This is a genomic window from Franconibacter helveticus LMG 23732, assembly GCF_000463115.2.
GTDB lineage: Bacteria > Pseudomonadota > Gammaproteobacteria > Enterobacterales > Enterobacteriaceae > Franconibacter > Franconibacter helveticus.
In genome coordinates this window covers 1-21,694 of record NZ_AWFX01000042.1, presented here as the reverse complement: position 1 = coordinate 21,694, position 21,694 = coordinate 1, and the positions used below count along the sequence as shown (strand labels likewise).

Sequence of the window (21,694 nt, the reverse complement as noted above, 5' to 3'; positions counted from 1 at the left end):
TAGCGCTTAACGCATGTGCGGCGGCGGATCGATAATCGGTTTCGGGTCTGGCTCAAGCGGCGGATCGGGGATAGGCTGCGGTTTGGGGATAGGATCGGGCACCGGCACCGGGTCGGTAGGTACAGGGTCGCTCATACGTAGTGGGTTAAAGTGTGTCATGTGTGCCTCCTGTTAAGGGGAGATGCGGTCCCTTTAAGCGTAGAGGCTGATGGCGAGGAGGCAAAAAAAAGCCGACTTATTCAGTCGGCGTCGTACGAATCAATTGTGCTATGCAGTAATTCAAAAAAGGAAGTAAGACAATATGGAGCGCAACGCCCATCGCTTGACGTTGCATTCACCTGCGAGAGAGATAATGCCCCGAAACGCGCTTTCCTTTTTTGACATGGCTCAATTTAAACCGCCTTTTCATGTTTTAATTTTGTTAATTAAGTTAATATTTACAGCCATTTACTGCGATGTAACCACCACGTAACCCCGCCTATCACCGCCACTAACAACATGCAAAACAGGCTGAAACCAAAATGCCACTCGCCGCCGGGAATGCCGCCGAGGTTCACGCCAAACAGGCCGGTTAAAAACGTGCTGGGAAGAAAAACCATCGCCATTAGCGACATGGTATAGCTGCGGCGGGAAAGCGATTCCTGCATCAGTTGAGAAATTTCATCTGTCATGACCGCCGTGCGGGCAATGCAGGCGTCGATTTCATCAAGCCCCCTGCCGAGACGGTCAGAGATATCCTGCATGCGGCGTCGGTGATCGTCGCTCATCCAGCTAAAACGCTCACTGGCAAGGCGTGAATAGACATCCCGTTGCGGCGTCATATAGCGACGCATAACGATAAGCTGTTTACGCAGCAAAGCCAGATGGCCGCGCGGCGGCACTTGCTGGTCGAGCAGATTATCTTCAAGATCGATAATTTTATCGTGCAGCTCTTCGATAAACTCGCTGGCGTGGTCGGTAAGCGAATCGCAAATATCCACCAGCCAGCTGCCGCCATCCGTCGGCCCAGTGCCTTCATTCAGGTCATTCACCACGTCATCCAGCGCCAGCACTTTGCGTTGCCGGGTAGAGACAATCAGCCGCTCGTCCATATACAGGCGCATTGCGACCAGTTGATCGGGACGTTCGTCCGTGCTGCCGTTGATGCAGCGCAGCGTGATAAGCGTGCCTTCGCCCATGCGGGTGACGCGCGGCCGCAGGCTTTCTCCCGCCAGCGCGTCGCGTATGGCGTTAGGCAAGAGCGGCGTCGTCGCCAGCCACTGCGCGCTTTCCGGGTTGGTATAATTAAGGTGCAGCCAACAGGGGTGGTCTTTATCGATGATGTCATTATCGGCCAGCGGTTTTACCCCGCCTTTGCCATCCAGCATCCAGGCAAATACCGCGTCAGGCACATTTACATCCGATCCTTTAATTGCGTCCACCATGCCTCCTTACGCAATAACAATTCACACAGTCTAGCCACGTGGCGCCATCAAGCAACCCGCTTCGTCTGATACTTTTTTACAAGTCATTACCAGGCTGCTGGCTTAAGTAGGATTTAGCGCTAACGAATAAAATGAGGATTAAGCCTTCGCGTAAAAACAAAACCGTCGCGTTTCGCTTTCCGCTCTGCTTATTGATTAAAAAAGAGACTGGCAGGAAATACCGTTTCGCTTCGCGCCATAAAGCACAGCTTTATTACGCGCCGTCAGCAATATTGAAGAAAAAACAGAAATAACGGCAGGCTAAAAATAGCCGCCTGTGCCGCAACGTTAATTCATTACCGCATCAGAACAGCGCGACCAACAGCGCAACCGGGAAGCTCATCGGCCAGGTCGCCCCCACCAGCGCTGCGCTCAGGAGCTTGATGCGCACACGATCTTTCGCGATAAAAAAGGTAATGACCGCAGCGATCAGCGCCACTACGGCATAGAAGATAAGCATATGTTGATAGAGTGTCATGAGATTGCAAAACGTAAGGATTTATGGCGCTGAACTATGCGATTTTTTATGACGCAGATCAACTTTTTTATCACGCCTTGCTCATGCCAGCGCCCGCTTGCCGCCACTTCTCGCCCCTAAGACTCGAACAAATCCTAAATCTCTTCTTTCAGGCTTGCCGAAAGCCGCTTTATCGTCAGACTTTGCTGAGTGCTATCCTATCCCAACACCAGGGGATGATGGCTTCACGGAAGAAGCCGCTTTCCCTGCGCCATGAAAAAGCCGCCCGCAGGCGGCTTATTTTAACGATTTCCAGGCCTATAACGGGCGCGTCGCGTCAGTATCTTCTTCATCATCAAGCGGGTCGATATCATCTGTCCCGTCTTCCGGTGAATCGATATAGTCGTCATCTTCATCCAGTGGATCGTCTAACGGCTCATCGTCGTCCAGTGGAATGGCATCGTCATCCGGTAAAGGCTCATCATAATCAGGACGGTCTGTCATACACCCCTCCATAAAACCTGTATCAGGAGAAATGAGTATAGCCAGGGCGCGTTATTATACCGGGGCGCCAGCCGGTTTATTTTTTCGAAATGGCTGCCGTCAGGCTGACACTTTTTAATTATTTTACGCTTCGTTTTTGCTTATTCCGCCACCATATTATTATCCAGGCGGACTTATTACCGGCCGCCTTCAGGAGGGTTATACTCTTTATCATTCACCCTGCGGAGATAATATCTTGCAACGAGAGAAAGTGGCCTCATCCAGCCTTGATTCCGTTGGCTATGACATAGATAGCCGGGTGCTGGAAATCGCCTTTCGCAACGGTACGGTTTATCACTATCAAAATGTGCCGCAGCAGACCTGGGCGCAGCTCATGCGCGCCGCGTCGAAAGGCCGATACTTTGACCGCGCCATCCGGGAGCGCTACCCCTTTCAACGTATAGAGGGCGAGTGAAAAACCACGCCGGATGGCGTGGTTTAAGGAAAAGCCGAAAGTGGCCATTTCCCCCGTACTGACTTGCAGCGAAATAGCCGTCGTGCCGGGCATCAGGTAAAAACCAGAACTGAATTGCAGGTTGCTGGCCGTGCCGTCGGTTTCGGCATATACCTTCGTCCAGCTGAGATTGCGTTCAGCCTCCTCCCGCGCGTTGCGCGCCATGGCGGTCTGACTCGCTGCTGTAAAACAGGGATTGTCTTACCTGTTCATCAATTTTCCGGCGGCTCTCTTCATTAGCCGGGTTAAAAACGATCATATTCAGATCCTGTCGCCCCTCGACCATAAACGTCGAAAATTCAAGATCGATCGCCCCAGCCTGCGGGTGATAAATGCGTTTTGCCCCTTCGCCGTGGCTGGTGACGTCGTTGCTGCGCCACCAGGCGTCAAATTCAGGGCTTCGTTGCGAAAGTTCCGCCACCAGATGATCGGTCTCCACAGATTGACCTGCCCGCGCTATATCGGCGCGAAACGCATTCACCACCAGCCGCGCCATCGACTGCCAGTTATCCTGCGCCTGTCGCACTTCCGGGTCAGTGAATAACCGACGCAGAATATTACGCTCCGCCAGCGGCAACTGCCCATAATCAGTTAACACAGATGCGGCGGCACGATTCCAGGCGATCACATCCCAGGTCACGGTTTTGATGATCGCCGGGATAGTGAACGCATCCAGCACCCGCTGTAATCGCGGCGTAATAGCGCCGGAAATAGTGAATTGCGCGTCGGGCGGATGACCAAACGCCAGAATAAAGAGGTGGTCGCGTTCGAGGGAAGTCAGACGCAACCCGCTGGCAATGCGATTAAGCACTTCCCGCGACGGCGCCCCACCGCGACCCTGCTCAAGCCAGGTGTACCAGATGGGACTGATATTGGCGAGTTGTGCGACCTCTTCGCGGCGCAATCCGGACGTACGCCGTCTGCCCGCAACAAAGCCAAACGCGGTGGGATCGAGGCGCAAACGCAGCGCCCGCAGGAAGTCGCCCAGTGACTGCATGACCATTTGCATCGCCGTTATCCTGTTAAAGTTTATACCCTGATAATGTCTCTACTTTTATCGTATGACTATAGCGTTACTCTGTTGCGGAACCCTTATCTGGAGGTGTGTTATGCGCGTATTTCTTACCGGAGCCAGCGGCTTTATCGGCTCAAGGATCCTGACAGAACTGCTGGCAGCCGGGCACCAGGTGACCGGTCTTGCCCGCTCGGAGAGCAGCGCCCAGGCGCTCAAAAAAGCGGGTGCCGATGTTCATCGCGGTACGCTGGAAGCGCCAGATTCAATAGTGACAGCGGTACAGCATGCCGATGCCGTCATCCATACCGCGTTTGACCACGATTTTCACCATTTCGTGGAAAGTTGTGAAAAAGACCGACGAGTTATCCACGCCATCGGCCAGGCGCTAAAAGGCAGCGATCGACCGTTTATCATCACCTCTGGCACCGGCATTGGCGACGACGGCAGCACAGCCCTGGCCCGGGAAGAACAGTTTAAACCCGACAATATCAACCCCCGCGTAGCATCCGAAATTGAGGGCAACGCCCTGCTCGCCGAAGGCGTTAATGTGCGGGTGGTGCGCCTGCCGCAGGTCCATGACACCACCCGACAGGGACTCATCACCGGGTACATTCAGCACGCTGTTGAAAAAGGCGCAGTTGCCTGCATTGGTGAGGGCGACAACTGCTGGTCGGCGGCCCACGTCAGCGACGTCGCAAGATTGTACCGACTGGTGCTGGAGCACGGTGAAAAGGGTAAACGCTACCATGGCGTTGCAGAAGAAGGCGTACCTCTCCGGCAGATTGCGCAAGTGGTTGCCCGCCAGCTCAGGCTGCCGCTGATATCCATCTCGCCTTCAGAGGCGCAAGCGCATTTTGGCTGGTTTGCGATGTTTGCCGCCATGAATCTACGTGCATCATCGGCCTGGACGCGTCAACAGTTGGGCTGGCATCCCACTGGCCCGGGTCTGCTCGACGATTTGCAAAATATGGATTACACATCGCTATTATCGTCTCAATAACCCCTTCCCGGCTCCGCATGGCTGGAGTCGGGTAAAGATTTTACCGGTTAATCCCGGTTGTCAGCGCCCGTTCGCAAGCACCACGCCCGCTTCCCGCCAGCGCCGTTAACTTTTGCAGGAAGGGATTCGTGGTCAGCACATCATCGGAAAAACGAGAATAAGGAATCAGCTGCCCCGTAGCGGCTGAGAACAGTTCCTGAAGCGGCAGGCCAGTGACAACATCTGTTGGCCTGGCGCGCCAAAGACCAAGATGAAAGATCGGTTATTAATCAGTTACAGCCACTCGCTTCCGTCCAGCCATAGTTCCCATATTTATCGACATTCAGCCAGCCGCAGGAGTGCCCGGAGAAATGCGCGCTAAGCCACAGGGCATGATGCTCTGCGCACCACGCCATCGCCCGGCGGCGCGACGTTTCCGCCTGTTGACGATCGCCGCAAAATACTGAATTCCATTCCGGGTGGGTAAACTGCAACGGTGAATGCACAATATCTCCAGCAAAAAAGGCATATTCACCACCGCAGGACAATATCAAGGCCGCATGATCGGGGCTGTGCCCGGGTGTCGGCGTATAGTGTATTTTGCCGCCGAACACCGGCTGCGCGGCAACATCAACCGTTTCCAGCAAGCCCGCCTCAATAATCGGCAGCAGGCTGTCGAGCCAGAGATTCCGGTAGCGCTCGCTCTCTTTTACCCGCATCAGCTCTTTCTCAGAGCAGATATATCGCGCATGAGGAAACAACGGCACCCAACGATTTTCACGCCAAACGGTATTCCAGCCGACATGGTCAGTATGCAGGTGCGTCATTAATACCAACGTGACCTCTTCCGGCTTGATGCCTGTTGCCAGAAAGTTCTCCAGATAGGGCGTGTCTAACTGATGATAAAACGGATTATTCCCGCGATCGCGGTCGTTACCGGTCCCGGTATCAATCACAATAACATCGTCGGGGGTGCGGACGACCCAACTATGTATGGATAGTGAAACCGGTTGGTTAGCCTCATCTGCATCTGCTGACTGGAGAGAGTCTGGATATAAATCCGCTGCCGGAATGTGTATTTCACGTTCCAGCACTTTAAAAATAACGCTGTCGCCTGTTCGGTACTGTTTCATCACGCCCTCCGCGCATGCTGCGCATGGTTGATTTATCAGGGTGATGTTCACCATCCTGCTGGCAGGAATAACATTCAAATTGATTCTTATGATGCAGAAAATCATTGAAAATGATTTCAGCCGCATGGATTTGAATCTGCTGAGGGTATTTCTGGTGTTATACCGGGAGGTCAGCGTCACCCGTACCGCAGAAATTCTGCATCCGGGACAGCCCGCCATCACATCGATGGCAGCAATATTTACTTTACGGTCCAGCGCAGCACCCGCGAATTGCCCCATCTTCACGCTGTGTATTCTGCGCTTAACCGGCTGATGGCGCAGTTAAAAACAGCCATGCCGCAATTTCAATAATCAGTCGCCATGTTGGTGTAGCACCACTCTGCTCCAGTCATAAAAGGCGCGTACCGCAGGAGGAAGATAGCGGTTTTGCGGATAGACCAGCGAAAGCGGTAAATCAAAAGTGAGGTTTTCCATACAGAGAACAAGCGCACCGCTTCGCAGACAGGGCGCAACCAGATAGCTGGCGACGCGAATCAACCCCAACCCTTGTATTCCGGCCTGGATATAAGCGTCAGTATCATCAACGATCAGCGTCTCTTTCATACGGATGGCGCAGTCGCCATCATCCAGCGTAAAAAGCCAGTCGGTGGTACGTCCGGTGCGGTGGTTCAGGTAGCCAACGGCGTGATGTCTTTCCAGGCTTTCTACGCTATCCGGCTTACCATGGGCGGCAATATAGTCTGGCGAGGCCAGAATCACCCACCTGAAGTTCGCAAGAGGCCGCGCAACCAGCGTCGTTGAATCCTCGATTCTTCCGGTGCGAATCACGCAGTCATACCCTTCCTGAATGATGTCTTCGACGTTATCGCTTGAGCAGAGTCGCACCTCCAGTTCGGGATACTGATGCAGAAACGCCGGAAGCCTGGGGATAATACAATGCCGGGCAAGAGACTGCGGCATTCCCACTTTAAAACGGCCTTTGGGCTGTGCGGCCCGGCCGGGGAATGAAGATTCCATCATTGCGATATCCGCCAGAAGCCTTTTGCTCTCGTCGTAATAACGTCGACCATCTGCGGTTACGCTGAGTTTGCGGGTGGTGCGCTGTAAAAGCTGAATCCCAAGCCAGGACTCCAGCTCTTTAATAACCCGCGATACCGTTGAACGCGGCAGCCCAAGGACTTCAGCAGCCCTGGCGAAGCTATGGGTATCGACCACGCAAACATAGACCTGCATTGACTCCAGCTTATCCATATTTCCACCCTGCCTGAACGCATTGATTATCCCATTTATGCGAACAGTCTAACCTGCATTCGTTGTCTTATCGAATGCGTTTCACTGACATAACCTTGCTCTACTCGCAGCAAACAGGCGATTTAACAGAGTGGAGATCAATATGAAAGAACGTGATGTTAAAACGGGTGAAAAAGTATTAGTGCTTGGCGCAGGACAATTGGGCGCTGCCGTGCTGACCTGGCTGATTCCGGCGGTCAACCAGCGCAATGGCGCCGTTTCTGTTATCGTGTCGCCCGACTCCCGGGATCAACAAGGCAACCTGAAGTCTGATATTCATCAAAAACTCACTGATGCAGGGGCCAAATTTATCTCTGTCGATGTCGCCGCCAGCACGATTGACGCGTTAAAAAACCACTTCGCGGATTTTGATACCGTTATCAACTGCATGGGGTTTGTCGCTGGCGCGGGAACACAGATAAAAATTACCCGTGCGGTACTGGAGGCTGGCGTTAGCCGCTATTTTCCCTGGCAGTTTGGCGTGAATTACGATGTGGTGGGCAAAGGTAGCGGTCAGCCCGTCTGGGACGAGCAGTATGATGTCAGAACGCTACTGCGGGAGCAGAACATGACGGAATGGGTAATTGTTTCAACCGGCATGTTTACCAGTTTTCTCTTCGAACCCGCATTTGATGTGGTGAATTTATCCAAAAAAACCATCAATGCGCTCGGATCGTGGGAAACACAGGTCACCGTGACATCCCCTGCGGATATTGGCCGCCTCACCACCGAAATTTATTTGCATCAGCCGCGTGTAGCTAACGAGGTGGTCTTTGTCGCGGGTGAAACAACCTCGTATGGAAAGCTGGCCGAAACGGTTGAACGCATAACAAAACAAACCTTTGCTAAAAACGTATTGACGCTCCCGGCGCTACTGGCTGCGCTGGATTTACATCCTGATGACCAGATGCTTCGCTATCGCGCGGCCTTCGCCCGGGGAGACGGCATGTGGTGGCCGATGAGTAACACCTGGAATGTACAGAATAATATGCCGACTCAAAATATTGAGTCCTGGCTTAAAACCATTATTTAATTCACCTGCCGCTTCAGGAGGCGAGTACTATGAAAACCCTCATACCGCTTTTATTGGTTTATTTTCTCCATCCCTTTTCCGTATATGCTCAAACCGTCACCGCAACCGGCGATACGCTTGATAACGCGGAAAGCAAAATTCGCCAGTTGGTACAGAAGGAAGGCGGTCACTCCTGTAAAATAATTGAAGCCCGGATGGGAAATAAGGTTCATATTACGGCAGAGATCGTGCCGGAATAAGCAAACGGGGGCTTCTACGCCCCCTCTGTGGTTGCAACTATCTCTGTTACACGTCAAATCAGACTCGCATTGTCGCCATGCGTTTATCCCGCCCCGGCGGCGCGCCAAACATACGGGCATATTCGCGGGTAAACTGCGAAACGCTGGCATAACCGACCGTATACGCCGCCTGCGCGATCCCTGCGCCATCGATAAGCATCAGGCGACGGGCATGGATAAGGCGTAGTTGTTTCTGAAATTGCAGGGGCGAAATCGTGGTTATAGCGCGAAAATGCTGATGGAATACGGACACGCTCATGCCCGCTACGTCAGCAAGCTCCTCAACGCTTATCGTACGTGTAAACTCCTTACGCAACATGGCGACCACACGGCTAATTCGCCCGGAACGGCTATCCGCCGCGCCGAGGGCGCGAATAGCAGGACCATGGACGCTGCGCAGCAACCAGTAATGCAGCTCTCGCCGTAGCCCATCCCCAAGAACAGCCATCGCCTCCGGTTGTTCAAACAGCCTTGCCAGCCGGTAAGCCGCATCCGTCACGTCAGCATTCATTGGCTCAACCCCAACGCAAGGCGCATCCCCCTGCTCCACTGGCGCAGCATTCTGCAACTCACGCAGGATGGCGGTATCCAGTTCCAGCACCAGGGAATAGTAGGGATGGCGAAGGCTGGCCTGGGTAATCTGGCTGAGGGTCGGCACATCGGCGGCAATCACCATCGCCTCACCGGGGCCATATTCAAAACTTTCCGCCCCCGTAGCGACATGTTTGCGACCCTGCAACAGCATCGCTATCAATGGTCTGTTGATCGCCGCCTGCAATTCGCCAGGATGCAAAGCCCGGATAATCGTCAACCCTGGAACCGGCGTTACGGCAACCCCACTACGGTCGACGTGAGCATCGGCATACCGGCGGCAGAGATCGAACAGGATTTCACGCATAGACACTCTTTCAGGCAAGTTTTTAAACCATAGTATGCGTTCATTCTGATCAGAACGAACCATGAAAAGAGAAACAGGCAAAAGATAACCAGAATCAGGCAAAGTGGACTCGTGCACTTCTCATATTGTAAAAGCTCCACCAGACAGAGGATACATCATGAGTAAAATTGCACTTATCACCGGCGCCAATCGTGGTCTTGGCCGTAACACCGCCCTCTCCATCGCGCGTCAGGGTGGCGATATTATCGTCGCTTACAGAGGAAATACCGCCCAGGCGCAAGCGGTTGTCGCGGAAATCCGCACCCTTGGCCGTAAGGCGATCGCGCTTCAACTGGATATGGCGCAGACTACAAGTTTTCCGGCTTTTGCCGAAACGCTGCGTCAACAACTTGCCGAAGTCTGGCAACGCGACACCTTCGACCACCTGATAAATAACGCAGGCCAGGGCGAGTTTGCCGGGGTGGCCGAGACCACCGAAGCGCAGTTCGACGGGCTGTTCAATGTCCATGTCAAAGGGGTATTTTTCCTGGTCCAGACTCTGTTGCCGCTGCTGGCGGACAGCGGGCGCATCATTAACTTCTCGTCCGGCCTGACCCGGGTATCGTACCCTGGATTCTCCGCTTACGCTGCGGCAAAAGCGGCTGTGGAAATGCTCAGCGTTTATCTGGCACGCGAGTTGGGCCCGCGCGGCATCACTGTCAATACCATCGCGCCTGGCGCCATTGAAACCGATTTTGGCGGCGGCCTGGTTCGCGACAACGCCGATGTCAACGCGCAGTTCGCCGCCATGACCGCGCTCGGGCGGGTTGGAGTTCCCGACGATATCGGGCCGGTGGTCGCCAACCTGCTGCGTGATGATAACCGATGGGTAACCGCACAACGTATTGAAGTGTCGGGCGGGCAAACCATCTGACAGCAATAGCCAGGGTCTGGCATCAGCACGCAAGTATCTGTCGCAGCGCCAGACCCGCCAGGCGTACGGTTTTCCCCAGGCACTCCAGGCTATCCCCTGCCCGCGCTTTCGCGAAAAGGCCAGACATCAGCGTGCTCATAAAGTCAGTTAACCGAACCGCGTCCTGCGGATACTGCCTCGTAATATCATCCCGAATGATATTTTCAGCGGCAATATGCAGCGCACACGCCGCCGCGTTCAGAACGCCTGTCAAACAGTCAGTCATCGGACGATGGTTACGCAAAAGCGACGTAAACGAGATCGCGCCAGGGTGGCTATAGCGATCGCATACGCGTGCATACAGTTTAGGTTTGCTGCCAAATGCGGCCTGGAAACCAGGGGGATTGATACCGAACGCTTTGTCAGGCCAGCCACGCACAAAAGTGACGCTTGCTGCTGCGGCGGGTGATGGTCAGAAGGAGAAACTGGCGCTGCAAGCCGCGCCAGCTCCGGGTGTTGCGGTGGTTTCCGCTCGTCAGCAGGCAACCGGTACTGATTAGTGCTTGATGAGATACATCGTACGGCTATAAGCGACATCTTCCGGGTTGGTAATGGGGTACCCTTTAACCCAGGGTTTGATCAGCCGTCCATTGGTGTACTGATAAAGTGGCGCAATGGGCGCCTGGCTGGCGATAATATTTTCCGCCTCGTTATAATCGGCGTTGCGCGCCTGCGCGTCACTCTCAAGGCTCGCCTGCTGAAGCACTTTATCGTAAGCCGGATTGTTAAAGCGGGCGATATTGCCGCTATGTGTTGACGTCAGCAAGGAAAGAAAGGTGGAAGGTTCGTTATAGTCACCCACCCACGAAGCGCGAATCACATCAAAATTGCCGCTGTTGCGGCTGTCGATGTAGGTTTTCCACTCCTGGTTTTGCAGTTTCACGTCTACACCAAGGTTTTTCTTCCACATCGAAGCCACAGCGATGGCAATCTTCTGGTGGTTTTCCGAGGTGTTATAGAGCAGCGTGAGCTTGAGCGGACGACCCGGACCGTAGCCTGCCGCCTGCAACAGCGTTTTGGCCTGTAGGTTCAGCTCCTGCTGGCTTGTCTCTTCCATCATGGTTGGCGCAGGCCTGAAGCCCGCCGTTACGTCCGGCGTGAAGCGCCAGGCGGGTTTCTCGCCTGTGCCAAGCACTTTTTCCGCCAGCAGGCGCCGGTCGATAGTCATGCTAAGCGCAAGGCGGACCCTGCGGTCGGCGGTCGGCCCTTTTTCCGTGTTGAAAGCATAATAGTAGGTCCCCAGCTGCGGCGGCGTATAAACCTGGCCGGGGATCTCTTTTAAGAGCTTCTGATAAAGGTTTTTTGGGAAGGATTCGGTAATGTCGATATCGCCCGCCAGGTAGCGCTTGGTCGCAGCAGACTCCTGGTTAACGGGCACAAACGTCACTTTCTTCAGCACGGTTTTGCCATTGTCCCAGTACTGTTTATTCGGCGTGACCACCAGTTTCTCATTCACCACGCGGTCAGCCAGCACAAAAGCGCCGTTGCCCACCAGCTTGCCCGGGCGGGTCCAGTCGTTGCCAAACTTCTCTACTGCCGCTTTTGGCACCGGGTAAAGCGCGACATTCGCCGTCAGGTTCGGGAAAAATGGAACCGGCTTATCCAGTTGAACTTTCAGCGTGCGGTTATCCACCGCGCTGACGCCAAGCTTATCCGCCGCCATTTTGCCGTCCATGATCGCCTGCGCGTTGGTGATGCCGCCAAGCGCCGCGAACCAGGCGAAGGGCGAGGTCGTTTTCGGATCCACCAGTCGCCGCCAGCTATAGACGAAGTCCTGCGCCGTTACCGGCGTACCGTCAGACCAGCGCGCATCCTCTCTCAGGGTGAAAGTCCAGATGCGGTTGTCGATGCTTTGCCATTTTGTCGCTACGCCTGGCGTCAATTCGCCTTTTTCGTTCTGGTTAACCAGGCCTTCAAAGAGATCGCGTAAAACCTGAATTTCCGGCAGACCGACGACTTTAGCCGGATCCAGCGTCGCAGGCTCATCTTTTATGTGGCGAACCAGCTCCTGGCGCTCCGCAAGCTTCGTTCCCGGCGGCACGTCAGCCGCCCAGGCGACGGAAAGCGTGCTGGCGACCCACAGCGCGCCCACCGAAAGATAAACAGGAAACTTCATGCGATCTCCTCTCGTTAATTAGCACAACCCGTCATTGGATGCGTGCTGGCGAATTATTTGGTTTATCGGCACTAATTGCAAACTTCACGCGCTTTTTTGCCCGCCGCGCAAACCCGGGGCGCAGAGAGAAGCGGGTTGAATTATCAGCACTTTTGCACAACACTGCGAGTAACCCCGCCATGAGCTAAGGAGCATCATGACCGCTTTACGCCCCCGCCCGCAACGCGGGCCGCTGCCGCCCGGCGCGGAACGCTACGGAACCTCAACCCTCGGCGCGCCGTTGCTCTGGTTTCCCGCCACACAGCCCAGCGCGCAAAGCGGGCTTATCATTGCCGGCACGCACGGCGATGAAAACGCGGCGTTAGTTACGCTCTCCTGCGCGCTTCGCACGCTTGAGCCTGCGCACCGTTTGCATGCCGTGGTGCTGGCGGTAAACCCGGACGGCTGTCAGCTTGGGCTTCGTGCGAACGCACGCGGGGTTGACCTTAACCGTAATTTCCCGGCGGCTAACTGGAAGGCGGGCGAGACGGTTTATCGCTGGAATAGCGCCGCCGAAGCGCGTGATGTCACGCTGTCGACAGGCGAAAAACCGGCGTCGGAGCCTGAAACCGCCGCGCTCTGCCAGCTTATCCATAAGATAAAGCCCGCGTGGGTTGTCTCTTTTCATGACCCGCTCGGCTGTATTGAAGACCCGTTGCGCAGCCCGCTTGGCGAGTGGCTGGCCGGTGAATTCGCCCTGCCGCTGGTGGGCAGCGTCGGGTATGAAACCCCAGGCTCATTCGGCAGCTGGTGCGCGGATATTGCGCTCCCCTGCATCACTGCCGAATTCCCGGCGATTTCAGCAGATGAAGCGACGGAGCGATACCTGGGGCCTGTAACGGCACTGCTGCACTGGCACGCTCAGAGATGAAGCAGGCCGGTGCTGAAGTTAAGCGACGGCTCTACGTCTACGGCAAGCCATGTCGGGCCGTCCAGGTCGGCGAAGCGAACCAGCGGGGCCAGCGGCAACGCGGCGCTGATGGCGCGTGAAGTGCACAGCATGCAGCCGAGCATAAGTTCAAACCCCTGCTGCTTTGCCTGATCCGCCAGCGCCAGCGCTTCAGTTAAACCGCCGGTTTTATCAAGCTTGATGTTCACCATCTCGTAACGGCCCGCGAGCGCCGCCAAACTTTCGCGCGTATGGCAGCTTTCATCGGCACAGATGGGCAACGGATGAATAAAGGTTTCCAGCCCTTTGTCGTCACCGGCTGGCAGCGGTTGCTCCAGCATCGCCACGCCGAGATCCGCCAGTAGCTGGCAGCGCGCAGCCAGGCCTTCGCTGCGCCAGGATTCGTTAGCGTCGACTATCAGCAGCGCCTGCGGCGCGGCTTCGCGAATGGCGACAATGCGTTCTGTGAGCATGGCGTCGTCCAGTTTAACTTTCAGTAACGTCGCCCCTTTTTCCCACAGCGCTGACGCGCTCGCCGCCATTTGCTCGGGCGTGCCTATCGACACGGTTTGCGCGGTGGTAAGAGTTTGCGGCAGCAGAGTTTGCAAAAGCCCCGTCACGCTCTGGTTGCCGCGGCGGGCTTCTAAATCCCATAGCGCGCTGTCTATCGCATTGCGGGCCGCGCCTGCGGGTAAAATCTTTTGCAGCGCATTGCGCTCAAGCCCCGCCTCAAGCTGCGGCCCCACAGAGAGGATCTGCGCCATTACGGAATCGACGCTCTCACCATAACGCGGATAAGGCGTGCACTCGCCCACCGCTTTAATGCCATCTTCCGTTAGCTCCACCACCACGACAGTCGCCTCATTACGGCTGCCGCGGGCAATAACAAAGGGGGAATGAAGCGGCCACGCTTCCTGATAAACTTTTACGCTTCTCATGCTTTTCCTCGCACCAGGCTTTGCCTCAGTATAGCGAGGAGAAAGTCGTCCTGCCGCTCAGTTTTAGCTGTCCATCACGATGCCGATGGCATAAACTAGCGGCGACGTTAACTATATGTAAACAGGAAGATAATCATGTCACAAGTCGTCCATTTTCAGGGTAACCCGGTTTCCGTAGCAGGTCAGATCCCGCAGGCAGGCAGCAAAGCGCAGCCGTTCAGCCTGGTCGCTAAAGATCTTTCTGACGTTGCGCTAAGCCAGTTTGCCGGCAAACGCAAAGTACTGAACATTTTCCCGAGCATCGATACCGGCGTCTGCGCGGCGTCTGTGCGCAAATTTAACCAGCTGGCGACCGATATGGAGAACACTGTTGTTCTGTGCATCTCCGCCGATCTGCCGTTCGCCCAGTCCCGTTTTTGCGGCGCGGAAGGCCTGAGCAACGTGATTACCCTCTCTACCCTGCGTAACCCGGAGTTCCAGCAGGCGTACGGCGTAGGGATCAGCGAAGGCGCCCTGAAAGGCCTGACCGCGCGCGCGGTGGTAGTCCTTAACGAAAACGACGACGTGGTATTCAGCGAACTGGTGAATGAAATCACTCAGGAGCCGAACTACGACGCGGCGCTTGAAGCGCTGAAGGCGTAATCGCCGCATAAAAAAACCACCTCGCTGGAGGTGGTTAAGTGAAGAAACCTCCTGCGGGAGGTTTTTTTATTCTTCGCCTTTGCGCTGGCTCAGGCCGTATTCGCGAAGTTTATTAGCGATAGCGGTATGCGATACGCCCAGCCGACGGGCGAGCTTGCGGGTGCTGGGATAGGTGCGATAAAGCTGCACCAGCACTGAACGCTCAAAACGGCGGGTAATATCGTCAAGCGAGCCTTCCATCGCCTCTTCACCCACCGGCAAAGCGGCGGCGTCGAAATCAGGCAGCAGGATGTCCTGCGGGCGCAGCTCATGTCCTTCGAGCTGGGCAAGGCCGCGATAAACCGCGTTTTTTAACTGCCGAACATTGCCCGGCCATCCGTAGCGCGTCAGCACCGAGCCCAGCTCAGGGGAGAGTTTTGGCCGCGCGATGCCCTGCTCATCGGCGAAGCGGGCAACAAACATATCCGTCAGCGGCATAATATCCTGCGGACGATCGCGCAGCGGCGGCAGGTTTAAGGTCAGCACATTCAGGCGATAATATAAATCTTCACGGAACGCCCCTTTCTGCACCAGCTCCACCAGATTTTTCTGCGTGGCGCAAATAACACGCACATCGACATGCACTTCATGCTCCTCGCCAACGCGGCGAAACGTGCCGTCGTTGAGAAAGCGCAACAGCTTCGCCTGCATGCGCGGCGACATCTCGCCGATTTCATCCAGCAGAACAGACCCGCCGTTAGCCTGTTCGAAGAAGCCTTTTTTCCCCTCGACGGCATTGGCGTATGCGCCCGGCGCATGACCAAACAGCTCGCTTTCAACCACATCTTCCGGAATAGAGGCGCAGTTCAGCGCCAGATAAGGCTTGCTGGCGCGCGGGCTGGCAAGGTGGCAGGCGTGAGCCAGTAAATCTTTGCCGGTGCCCGTATCGCCTGCAATCAACAGCGGCGCGTTAAGGGTAGCCATTTTACGCGCCTGCTCTACCACCTGGCGCATTTTTGGGCTGACGGCGATGATGTGGCTGAAAGCGTTGAGATTCAGGCTGGAGATGTTCTGGAGCTGGCGCCCCATGCGCACCGTTGAGCGCAGCATCACCACCGCCCCGGTCAGCACGCTGCCGCCCGCGTCATCATCCAGATGCACTGGCGTAATTTCCAGCAGGAAGTTTTGCCCGTTGATAACCACATGCTCGGTATGCGACGTTTTGGGGTTGCTCTCCAGCCAGCGCTGGAAGTTAAAGCCGCTAATCAGGGCGGCGGCGTTATGGTTGCGAAGCCGCTCCTCGTTTTGCCCGAACAGGGCGCAGCTGGCAGGGTTGGCAAGCTCCAGCTTGCTTTTCATGTCCAGTGAGAAAACCGGTTCCGGCAACGCCTCCAGCAGCGCGCTTAATGAGCGGTGCTCACGCTCCGAGGGCATCCATGGCACTTTACGTACATCGGTAACGCCGGGAATGCGGCGGATTTCAGTCATTAAATCGCTGAAAGCCGAGAACTCCAGCTCAGCGAAGTTCAGGTAGATCCGCCCGATGGGGTCGATTTCAATCCCGCGTAAATCGATATTGCGTAGCACCAGAAGATCCAGCAGCTCGCGGGTCAGACCAAGGCGGTCTTCACAAAATACTTCCAGACGCATCAGAGCACCTACAGGTATAAAGTCAACGAATAACAGAATGATACTTCAGAACCTGGATGCGCGGAACATTCTGTCAACAAATATTGACAGAGCGACGGAAAATTGGGCGCTGCGCTGTAAAAATCGGGCGCAGCGGGGCGAGTCAGGCTTCGCCCTTCCCTTTTTGCAGCGTCTCTTTAAGCTGCGTCAGCAACTGGCGGCGGAAATCCCCCAGCCGGGGTTTATCGTCCTGAAGCCAGGGCAGCGGGCGACAAAGCTCCATTGCTTTGATGCCAAGACGCGCCGTTAACAACCCGGCGCCGATCCCCTGCGCCGCTCTGGCGGAAAGTCGGGCGGCAAGATCCTGCGACAGCCAGTCCATACCCACTTCACGCACCAGTTCACTTGCGCCAGCGAACGCGATGTTCAGGAGCACCAGGCGAAACAGCCGGATGCGGCTGAAATAGCCAAGTTCAATGCCGTAAATCGCCGCGATGCGGTTGATAAGGCGCAAATTTCGCCAGGCGATAAACGCCATATCCACCAGCGCCAGCGGACTGACCGCTATCATTAGCGTCGATTCCGCCGCTGAACGGCTCACCTCGCGTCGCGCCTGGGTGTCCAGCACAAGTTGCACCAGATGCGCATAAAGCGTTACCACCTCACGATCGCTGTGCGTCTCGTGAATGGCGGCATACCAGCGCTGGAGCGCCGGATGCCCCTTATCAAGCCCCGCCTGAGCGGCGAGCTTTTCGCAAAAAGCACGCCCTTTGCCTGAGCCGTGGCTTTGCAGCAGATCGCGCGCCTCGTCGCGTTCATCGGCGCGCTGACGCAGACGCCACAGCCTGCGCCACTCCGTCGCTAAGGCGCCAGCGCCTGCCGCCACGATAAGCCCGCCCGCCGCGCAGCCGCCGAGCGCTATCCAGTCCTGAGTTTGCCAGGCGTTTATTGTCCACTGCACGCCTTGCGCCACGACGCTTGCGCCGAAAAGCCCCAGCCCGGCGGTCACCATGCGCCGCCAGATACTGCGACGGGGCCGCAACGCTGCTTCCACCACCGCTTCCGCCTGCCCTTCTTCCATCACTTCGCCGGTCGCTGTCGGAATGAATTTTTCCGCTTCCGGTTCATTGAAGGCGCGGGCGGCCTTAAGCTGTTCACGGTTTTCCGCTTCCAGCGGCTCGGCGAAATCAATGCGCGGTTTAATGGGATCGTTCATCGCAGCTTGTCTCCTGTTAAAAACTCCAGCGCGGCGTCGAGCCGGATATGCGGCAACGGCTGGTCCACATCCATCACCTGCGGACGGAAATTCTCAAACTGAAAGCCCTGGCTATCCCAGAAGGCGCTGCCGGGCAAACGCGGCGGCACTTCGCCGGGATAAAAGGTGAGCGGCGCGCCGTCGGCTAAACGGTGTCCGCGCAACGCCGGAATTTTTTCGCCGCGATGGTCAACCAGCCCGCTCTGCGTTGCCTGCACCGAGGCGAGCCCCATGCAATCCATGCTGATGCCTTCAAACGCGGCGTTCTGCCAGGCGTCCTGCACCAGCTGTTGCAGCAGAGAAACCATATTTGCATGCTGATCCACCGTGACATGGTCGGCTTTGGTGGCGGCGAAAAGTAATTTATCAATGACGGGCGAAAAAAGACGCCGAAACAGCGTGCGCTGCCCGTAGTGAAAACTTTGCATCAGCTGCGTGAGCGCAAGACGCATGTCGTTAAAGGCCTGCGGCCCGCTGTTGAGCGGCTGTAGGCAATCTACCAGCACAATCTGGCGGTCGAAGCGCAGAAAGTGGTTTTTATAAAAGCCTTTGACCACCTTTTCACAGTAATAATTGAACCGTTCGCGCAGCATACCGATGTTGGTGGTTTTGTCCGCCTGGGCGAGCTTTGACTCGCCCGTTCCGTCGACATCCGGCCAGGGGAAAAATTGCAGCGCCGGCGCGCCCGCCATATCCCCCGGCAGCACAAAGCGCCCGGGCTGGATGAAGTGCAGCCCTTCGCGTTTGCACGCCAGCAGGTAGTCCGTCCACGCCTGCGATATCTCAGCCAGACGGTTTTCATCCGCAGGGGCAAGCGGATCCAGCCCTTCGCAAAGCGTTCGCCAGCGACGCGACCACGCTTCCCGGTTGCCTTTCAGCAGCCCGGTCATTTGCCGCGACCAGCTAAGATAGTCCTGGGCCAGCATAGGCAGGTCGAGCAACCACTCGCCGGGGTAATCCACAATTTCCAGATAAAGCGTGGAGGTCTCTTTGAAATGACGCAACAGCGATTCCCGCGAGCGAAAGCGCAGAGCAAGGCGCATTTCACTGACGCCGCGGGTGGGCGTCGGCCACGCGGGCGGCTCGCCGTAAAGTTGCGCCAGCCCTTCATCGTAGGCAAAGCGGGGCACGCCGAGATCGCGCTGCGGCACGCGCTTTACGCCGAGCAATCGCTCTTCCCGTACGGCGCTGAAAAGCGGCAGCCGGGCGCCGCTGTTAACAGACAAAAGCTGGTTTACCAGAGAAGTGATAAAAGCGGTTTTGCCGCTGCGGCTCAGTCCGGTGACCGCCAGCCGCAAGTGGCGATCCACGCCGCGGTTAACCAGAGACTGCATTTCATTTTTGAATCGCTGCATCATGAGTGTGGCGTCCGCTAAAACAGGAATGGCTTTAATATTAACAGGTAAGGATCGCTAAATCCGCCCCGCCGCCGGGCCAGGCAACGTCGTTCAGCCTCGCTTTTGTTGCCTGAACCGCGCGACTTTCGCCCGGTTGCCGCATAACGCCATGCTGCACCAGCGGCGGCGGTGGGATTTCGTTCTGTCGTAAAACCACAGGCAGCATTCAGGATGCTCGCATTCTCTTACCCGTTCAAAATGCGCATCCGACAGTAGCGAGGCCGCCAGTTCTGCAACCGGCGCCAGCAACTGCGCCGGAGTTTCGCTGGCATAAACCCGCTCCACGCTTAGCTTGCCCGCCTTTTCCACCAGCTGCTTATGACTGCTGGCTGATGCCAGGTACTGGTTCAGCGGCGCGAGGTTCATCGTCTCGCCCGCCTTTTTCTGCTGGACAAGCTTTCTTATTGTTTCCCGAAGCGTAAGCGCCTCAGCCAGCAGCGCGCCAGCGGCGAAAGCGGTTTTATTCGGTACGTTCACCAGACCCGACTGCCTGAGCCACGCTATCACGTCATCGTCATGCTGCCAGAAATCGTGCAGATGCCCTTCGGCGCGCGCCAGCGTATTGATGAAATCCAGCGCGCCGTGATCGGCCAGGAAAAGCGGCCCGTTGATAACAGGTATGGATGAGACAGAAGACACAGCACACCTCCGGCGAAATCGTCATGCCTGATTGTAACCTGAATAGCGCTATTTAGCAGTTACAACCTGAAGTATAGCAGCCTGAAGCGATACCCCATCCTGAGCGGGAAATATTTAATCTTTTGAAAGCAAAGATATTTTCTTTGGCGGACAGCGCGTTGGCGCTGCTTTGCGGTTGAAACCAGTAAAAATAAGTTTGACTGGTTACAGACAGCCTTCATACTGAGCTAATGTAACCTTTAAAAAACCATTTACCAGTTACCAGTTACCAAGAGGCCATGATGATGAACAAACACTACCCGGTACGTTATCAGTTCGTCGACGCAGACGGCATTCGCGTTTTCTACCGCGAGGCTGGCGATCGCGCCAGGCCAACGCTCTTGCTGCTGCACGGTTTCGCCAGTTCTTCGCATCAGTTTCGCGAACTTATTCCCATGCTGGCGGATAAGTTCCATCTGGTGGCGCCCGACCTGCCCGGCTTCGGCTTTACTGAAGTGCCTGCGCAGCGGAATTATCATTACCGCTTTGACAGTTTTGGCGAAACGCTAACGGCCTTTGTGGATGCGCTGGCGCTGAAAAGCTATGCGCTTTATGTTTTCGATTATGGCGCGCCCGCCGGACTGCGCCTTGCGCTTCATTACCCTGAGCGGGTGACGGGCCTGGTTTCGCAAAACGGCAATGCTTATCTGGAGGGGCTTGGCGACGCGTGGGAACCGATTCGCGCCTACTGGGCCGCCCCTTCAGCAGAAAACCGGCAAATCGTGCATGACGCTGTCCTGAACCTGGAGGGGATACGCTGGCAATATCTGCACGGCGTAAAAACGCCTGAAAGCGTGGCGCCGGAGGCTTATTACCTGGATACGCTGCTGCTGGAAAGACCCGGCAATAAAGAGATTCAGCTCGATCTGTTCCTGGATTATGCAAACAACCTGACCCGCTACCCTGAGTTCCAGGCCTTTTTCCGCCAGACTCAGTTGCCAGCGCTGGTTATCTGGGGCGAGCACGATCCGTTTTTCATACCGCCCGGCGCGCATGCCTGGAAGCGCGATAACCCCAACGCCGTGGTGGAATTGCTTGATACCGGCCACTTTGCGCTGGAAACCCACGTTGAACACATTGCTTTGCGTATTCGCGAGGTTCTCGGCGACGAGCAATCGCAGTGATAACAATGGCCGCTTAGCGGCCATTTAATTTGCCTGTTGTGCAGGCGCTGGCGAGGTGATTGCGCATGGACATCTTTTATACGCTTACGTAAGATGTCTGCGTTTTGACGAAGTGACGGAGCACTGTCGACAATGTCCCCCACTATTTATGATATCGCCCGCCTGGCAAAGGTTTCTAAATCTACCGTTTCCCGCGTGCTGAATAATCAAACCAATATTTCCCCACAAGCGCGTGAACGGGTTTTAAAAGCCATAGAAGAACTGAATTACCAGCCGAATATTATGGCGCGCGCCCTTTCATCGGCAGGTTTCGACGCCATTCTGGTTATTACCACGCGTTCGACAAAAACGACCGCCGGTAACCCTTTTTTCTCTGAGGTGCTGCATGCTATAACCGCCCGCGCCGAAAAAGAGGGGTTCGACGTTATTTTGCAAACCTCGGGTAATGACTCCAACTTATTGATAGTGTTTTATGTTCAGATAATGCCCGATGACTTTGTCATGCAGCTCCAC

Annotated in this window: 23 protein-coding genes and 2 pseudogenes; 10 read left to right on the top strand and 15 right to left on the bottom strand. The window is 55.8% G+C overall.

Annotated features, from left to right (window positions below; genetic code table 11):
- Positions 1 to 6: 6 nt before the first annotated feature.
- The 4 genes from DW56_RS22720 to DW56_RS10445 all read right to left on the bottom strand — a co-directional run bounded on the left by DW56_RS22720 (position 7) and on the right by DW56_RS10445 (position 2,424).
- Positions 7 to 159 (bottom strand): hypothetical protein, encoded by a 153-nt coding sequence (locus DW56_RS22720; RefSeq protein WP_162838666.1) that lies wholly within the window; start codon positions 157 to 159, stop codon positions 7 to 9.
- 278 nt (positions 160 to 437) lie between these two features.
- Entirely contained in the window at positions 438 to 1,421 is a 984-nt protein-coding gene (zntB, locus tag DW56_RS10450; protein ID WP_024552889.1) for a zinc transporter ZntB, read from the bottom strand.
- Between the two features lie 346 nt (positions 1,422 to 1,767).
- Positions 1,768 to 1,941 carry a GhoT/OrtT family toxin gene (locus tag DW56_RS21680; RefSeq protein ID WP_049294423.1) on the bottom strand — a complete coding sequence of 58 codons (174 nt, stop codon included), beginning with the start codon at positions 1,939 to 1,941 and terminating at the stop codon, positions 1,768 to 1,770.
- A gap of 297 nt (positions 1,942 to 2,238) precedes the next feature.
- Entirely contained in the window at positions 2,239 to 2,424 is a 186-nt protein-coding gene (locus tag DW56_RS10445) for a hypothetical protein (RefSeq protein ID WP_049294424.1), read from the bottom strand.
- Positions 2,425 to 2,674: 250 nt separating this feature from the next.
- Between DW56_RS10445 and DW56_RS21675 the strand changes: the two genes are divergently transcribed.
- Positions 2,675 to 2,878, top strand: coding sequence for a KTSC domain-containing protein (locus tag DW56_RS21675; RefSeq protein ID WP_316453197.1), 204 nt, complete (start codon positions 2,675 to 2,677; stop codon positions 2,876 to 2,878).
- Between the two features lie 175 nt (positions 2,879 to 3,053).
- On the opposite strand, the gene DW56_RS10435 is transcribed toward DW56_RS21675, so the two are convergent.
- Entirely contained in the window at positions 3,054 to 3,926 is an 873-nt protein-coding gene (locus DW56_RS10435; protein ID WP_139152812.1) for a helix-turn-helix transcriptional regulator, read from the bottom strand.
- 100 nt (positions 3,927 to 4,026) lie between these two features.
- Between DW56_RS10435 and DW56_RS10430 the strand changes: the two genes are divergently transcribed.
- Complete coding sequence (locus tag DW56_RS10430) at positions 4,027 to 4,932, top strand: SDR family oxidoreductase (RefSeq protein ID WP_024552893.1); 906 nt, start codon at positions 4,027 to 4,029, stop codon at positions 4,930 to 4,932.
- A 269-nt stretch (positions 4,933 to 5,201) separates the two neighbouring features.
- Here the strand turns inward: DW56_RS10430 and DW56_RS10425 are convergent, their stop codons facing one another.
- Positions 5,202 to 6,044 carry an MBL fold metallo-hydrolase gene (locus DW56_RS10425; RefSeq protein WP_024552894.1) on the bottom strand — a complete coding sequence of 281 codons (843 nt, stop codon included), beginning with the start codon at positions 6,042 to 6,044 and terminating at the stop codon, positions 5,202 to 5,204.
- 91 nt (positions 6,045 to 6,135) lie between these two features.
- Between DW56_RS10425 and DW56_RS22410 the strand changes: the two are divergent.
- A pseudogene (locus tag DW56_RS22410) lies at positions 6,136 to 6,267 on the top strand (LysR family transcriptional regulator); the annotation flags it as partial.
- A 128-nt stretch (positions 6,268 to 6,395) separates the two neighbouring features.
- Here the strand turns inward: DW56_RS22410 and DW56_RS10415 are convergent.
- Positions 6,396 to 7,295 carry a LysR family transcriptional regulator gene (locus DW56_RS10415; RefSeq protein ID WP_024552896.1) on the bottom strand — a complete coding sequence of 300 codons (900 nt, stop codon included), beginning with the start codon at positions 7,293 to 7,295 and terminating at the stop codon, positions 6,396 to 6,398.
- 142 nt (positions 7,296 to 7,437) lie between these two features.
- Here DW56_RS10415 and DW56_RS10410 point away from each other — a divergent pair, with 142 nt between their 5' ends.
- Entirely contained in the window at positions 7,438 to 8,367 is a 930-nt protein-coding gene (locus tag DW56_RS10410) for an aromatic alcohol reductase (RefSeq protein ID WP_024552897.1), read from the top strand.
- 29 nt (positions 8,368 to 8,396) lie between these two features.
- Positions 8,397 to 8,606 (top strand): DUF1471 domain-containing protein, encoded by a 210-nt coding sequence (locus DW56_RS10405; RefSeq protein WP_024552898.1) that lies wholly within the window; start codon positions 8,397 to 8,399, stop codon positions 8,604 to 8,606.
- A 58-nt stretch (positions 8,607 to 8,664) separates the two neighbouring features.
- On the opposite strand, the gene DW56_RS10400 is transcribed toward DW56_RS10405, so the two are convergent.
- The gene (locus tag DW56_RS10400) at positions 8,665 to 9,543 is read right to left on the bottom strand and encodes an AraC family transcriptional regulator (protein ID WP_024552899.1); all 879 of its coding nucleotides are present in this window, start codon (positions 9,541 to 9,543) and stop codon (positions 8,665 to 8,667) included.
- 157 nt (positions 9,544 to 9,700) lie between these two features.
- On the opposite strand from DW56_RS10400, the gene DW56_RS10395 reads away from it, so the two are divergent.
- Positions 9,701 to 10,456 (top strand): SDR family NAD(P)-dependent oxidoreductase, encoded by a 756-nt coding sequence (locus tag DW56_RS10395; protein WP_024552900.1) that lies wholly within the window; start codon positions 9,701 to 9,703, stop codon positions 10,454 to 10,456.
- A 535-nt stretch (positions 10,457 to 10,991) separates the two neighbouring features.
- Here DW56_RS10395 and DW56_RS10385 read toward each other — a convergent pair.
- A complete protein-coding gene (locus DW56_RS10385) occupies positions 10,992 to 12,611 on the bottom strand; it encodes a peptide ABC transporter substrate-binding protein (protein ID WP_024552902.1) in 1,620 nt (539 codons plus the stop codon).
- A 196-nt stretch (positions 12,612 to 12,807) separates the two neighbouring features.
- Here DW56_RS10385 and mpaA point away from each other — a divergent pair, with 196 nt between their 5' ends.
- The gene (mpaA, locus tag DW56_RS10380; protein ID WP_024561948.1) at positions 12,808 to 13,521 is read left to right on the top strand and encodes a murein tripeptide amidase MpaA; all 714 of its coding nucleotides are present in this window, start codon (positions 12,808 to 12,810) and stop codon (positions 13,519 to 13,521) included.
- On the opposite strand, the gene ycjG is transcribed toward mpaA, so the two are convergent.
- Complete coding sequence (gene ycjG, locus DW56_RS10375; RefSeq protein WP_024554782.1) at positions 13,512 to 14,477, bottom strand: L-Ala-D/L-Glu epimerase; 966 nt, start codon at positions 14,475 to 14,477, stop codon at positions 13,512 to 13,514. The two genes, mpaA and ycjG, sit on opposite strands and share 10 nt — an antisense overlap.
- Before the next feature lie 135 nt (positions 14,478 to 14,612).
- On the opposite strand from ycjG, the gene tpx reads away from it, so the two are divergent.
- On the top strand, positions 14,613 to 15,119 hold the full coding sequence (gene tpx, locus DW56_RS10370) for a thiol peroxidase (protein WP_024554781.1): 507 nt from the start codon (positions 14,613 to 14,615) through the stop codon (positions 15,117 to 15,119).
- A 66-nt stretch (positions 15,120 to 15,185) separates the two neighbouring features.
- Here the strand turns inward: tpx and tyrR are convergent, their stop codons facing one another.
- From tyrR to DW56_RS10350, 4 genes are all read right to left on the bottom strand, one after another.
- Positions 15,186 to 16,748, bottom strand: coding sequence for a transcriptional regulator TyrR (gene tyrR, locus DW56_RS10365; protein ID WP_024554780.1), 1,563 nt, complete (start codon positions 16,746 to 16,748; stop codon positions 15,186 to 15,188).
- Positions 16,749 to 16,890: 142 nt separating this feature from the next.
- On the bottom strand, positions 16,891 to 17,943 hold the full coding sequence (locus tag DW56_RS10360; protein ID WP_024554779.1) for a YcjF family protein: 1,053 nt from the start codon (positions 17,941 to 17,943) through the stop codon (positions 16,891 to 16,893).
- The gene (locus tag DW56_RS10355; protein ID WP_024554778.1) at positions 17,940 to 19,337 is read right to left on the bottom strand and encodes a YcjX family GTP-binding protein; all 1,398 of its coding nucleotides are present in this window, start codon (positions 19,335 to 19,337) and stop codon (positions 17,940 to 17,942) included. Before DW56_RS10355 ends, DW56_RS10360 begins: the two co-directional genes overlap by 4 nt.
- Positions 19,338 to 19,430: 93 nt before the next feature.
- Positions 19,431 to 20,018 (bottom strand): CGNR zinc finger domain-containing protein, encoded by a 588-nt coding sequence (locus DW56_RS10350; protein ID WP_024561949.1) that lies wholly within the window; start codon positions 20,016 to 20,018, stop codon positions 19,431 to 19,433.
- Positions 20,019 to 20,296: 278 nt separating this feature from the next.
- Between DW56_RS10350 and DW56_RS10345 the strand changes: the two genes are divergently transcribed.
- A complete protein-coding gene (locus DW56_RS10345) occupies positions 20,297 to 21,181 on the top strand; it encodes an alpha/beta fold hydrolase (RefSeq protein WP_024554925.1) in 885 nt (294 codons plus the stop codon).
- A gap of 132 nt (positions 21,182 to 21,313) precedes the next feature.
- A pseudogene (locus DW56_RS10340) lies at positions 21,314 to 21,628 on the top strand (LacI family DNA-binding transcriptional regulator); the annotation flags it as partial.
- Between the two features lie 9 nt (positions 21,629 to 21,637).
- On the opposite strand, the gene DW56_RS23165 reads toward DW56_RS10340, so the two are convergent.
- Complete coding sequence (locus DW56_RS23165) at positions 21,638 to 21,694, bottom strand: IS1 family transposase (protein WP_003032489.1); 57 nt, start codon at positions 21,692 to 21,694, stop codon at positions 21,638 to 21,640.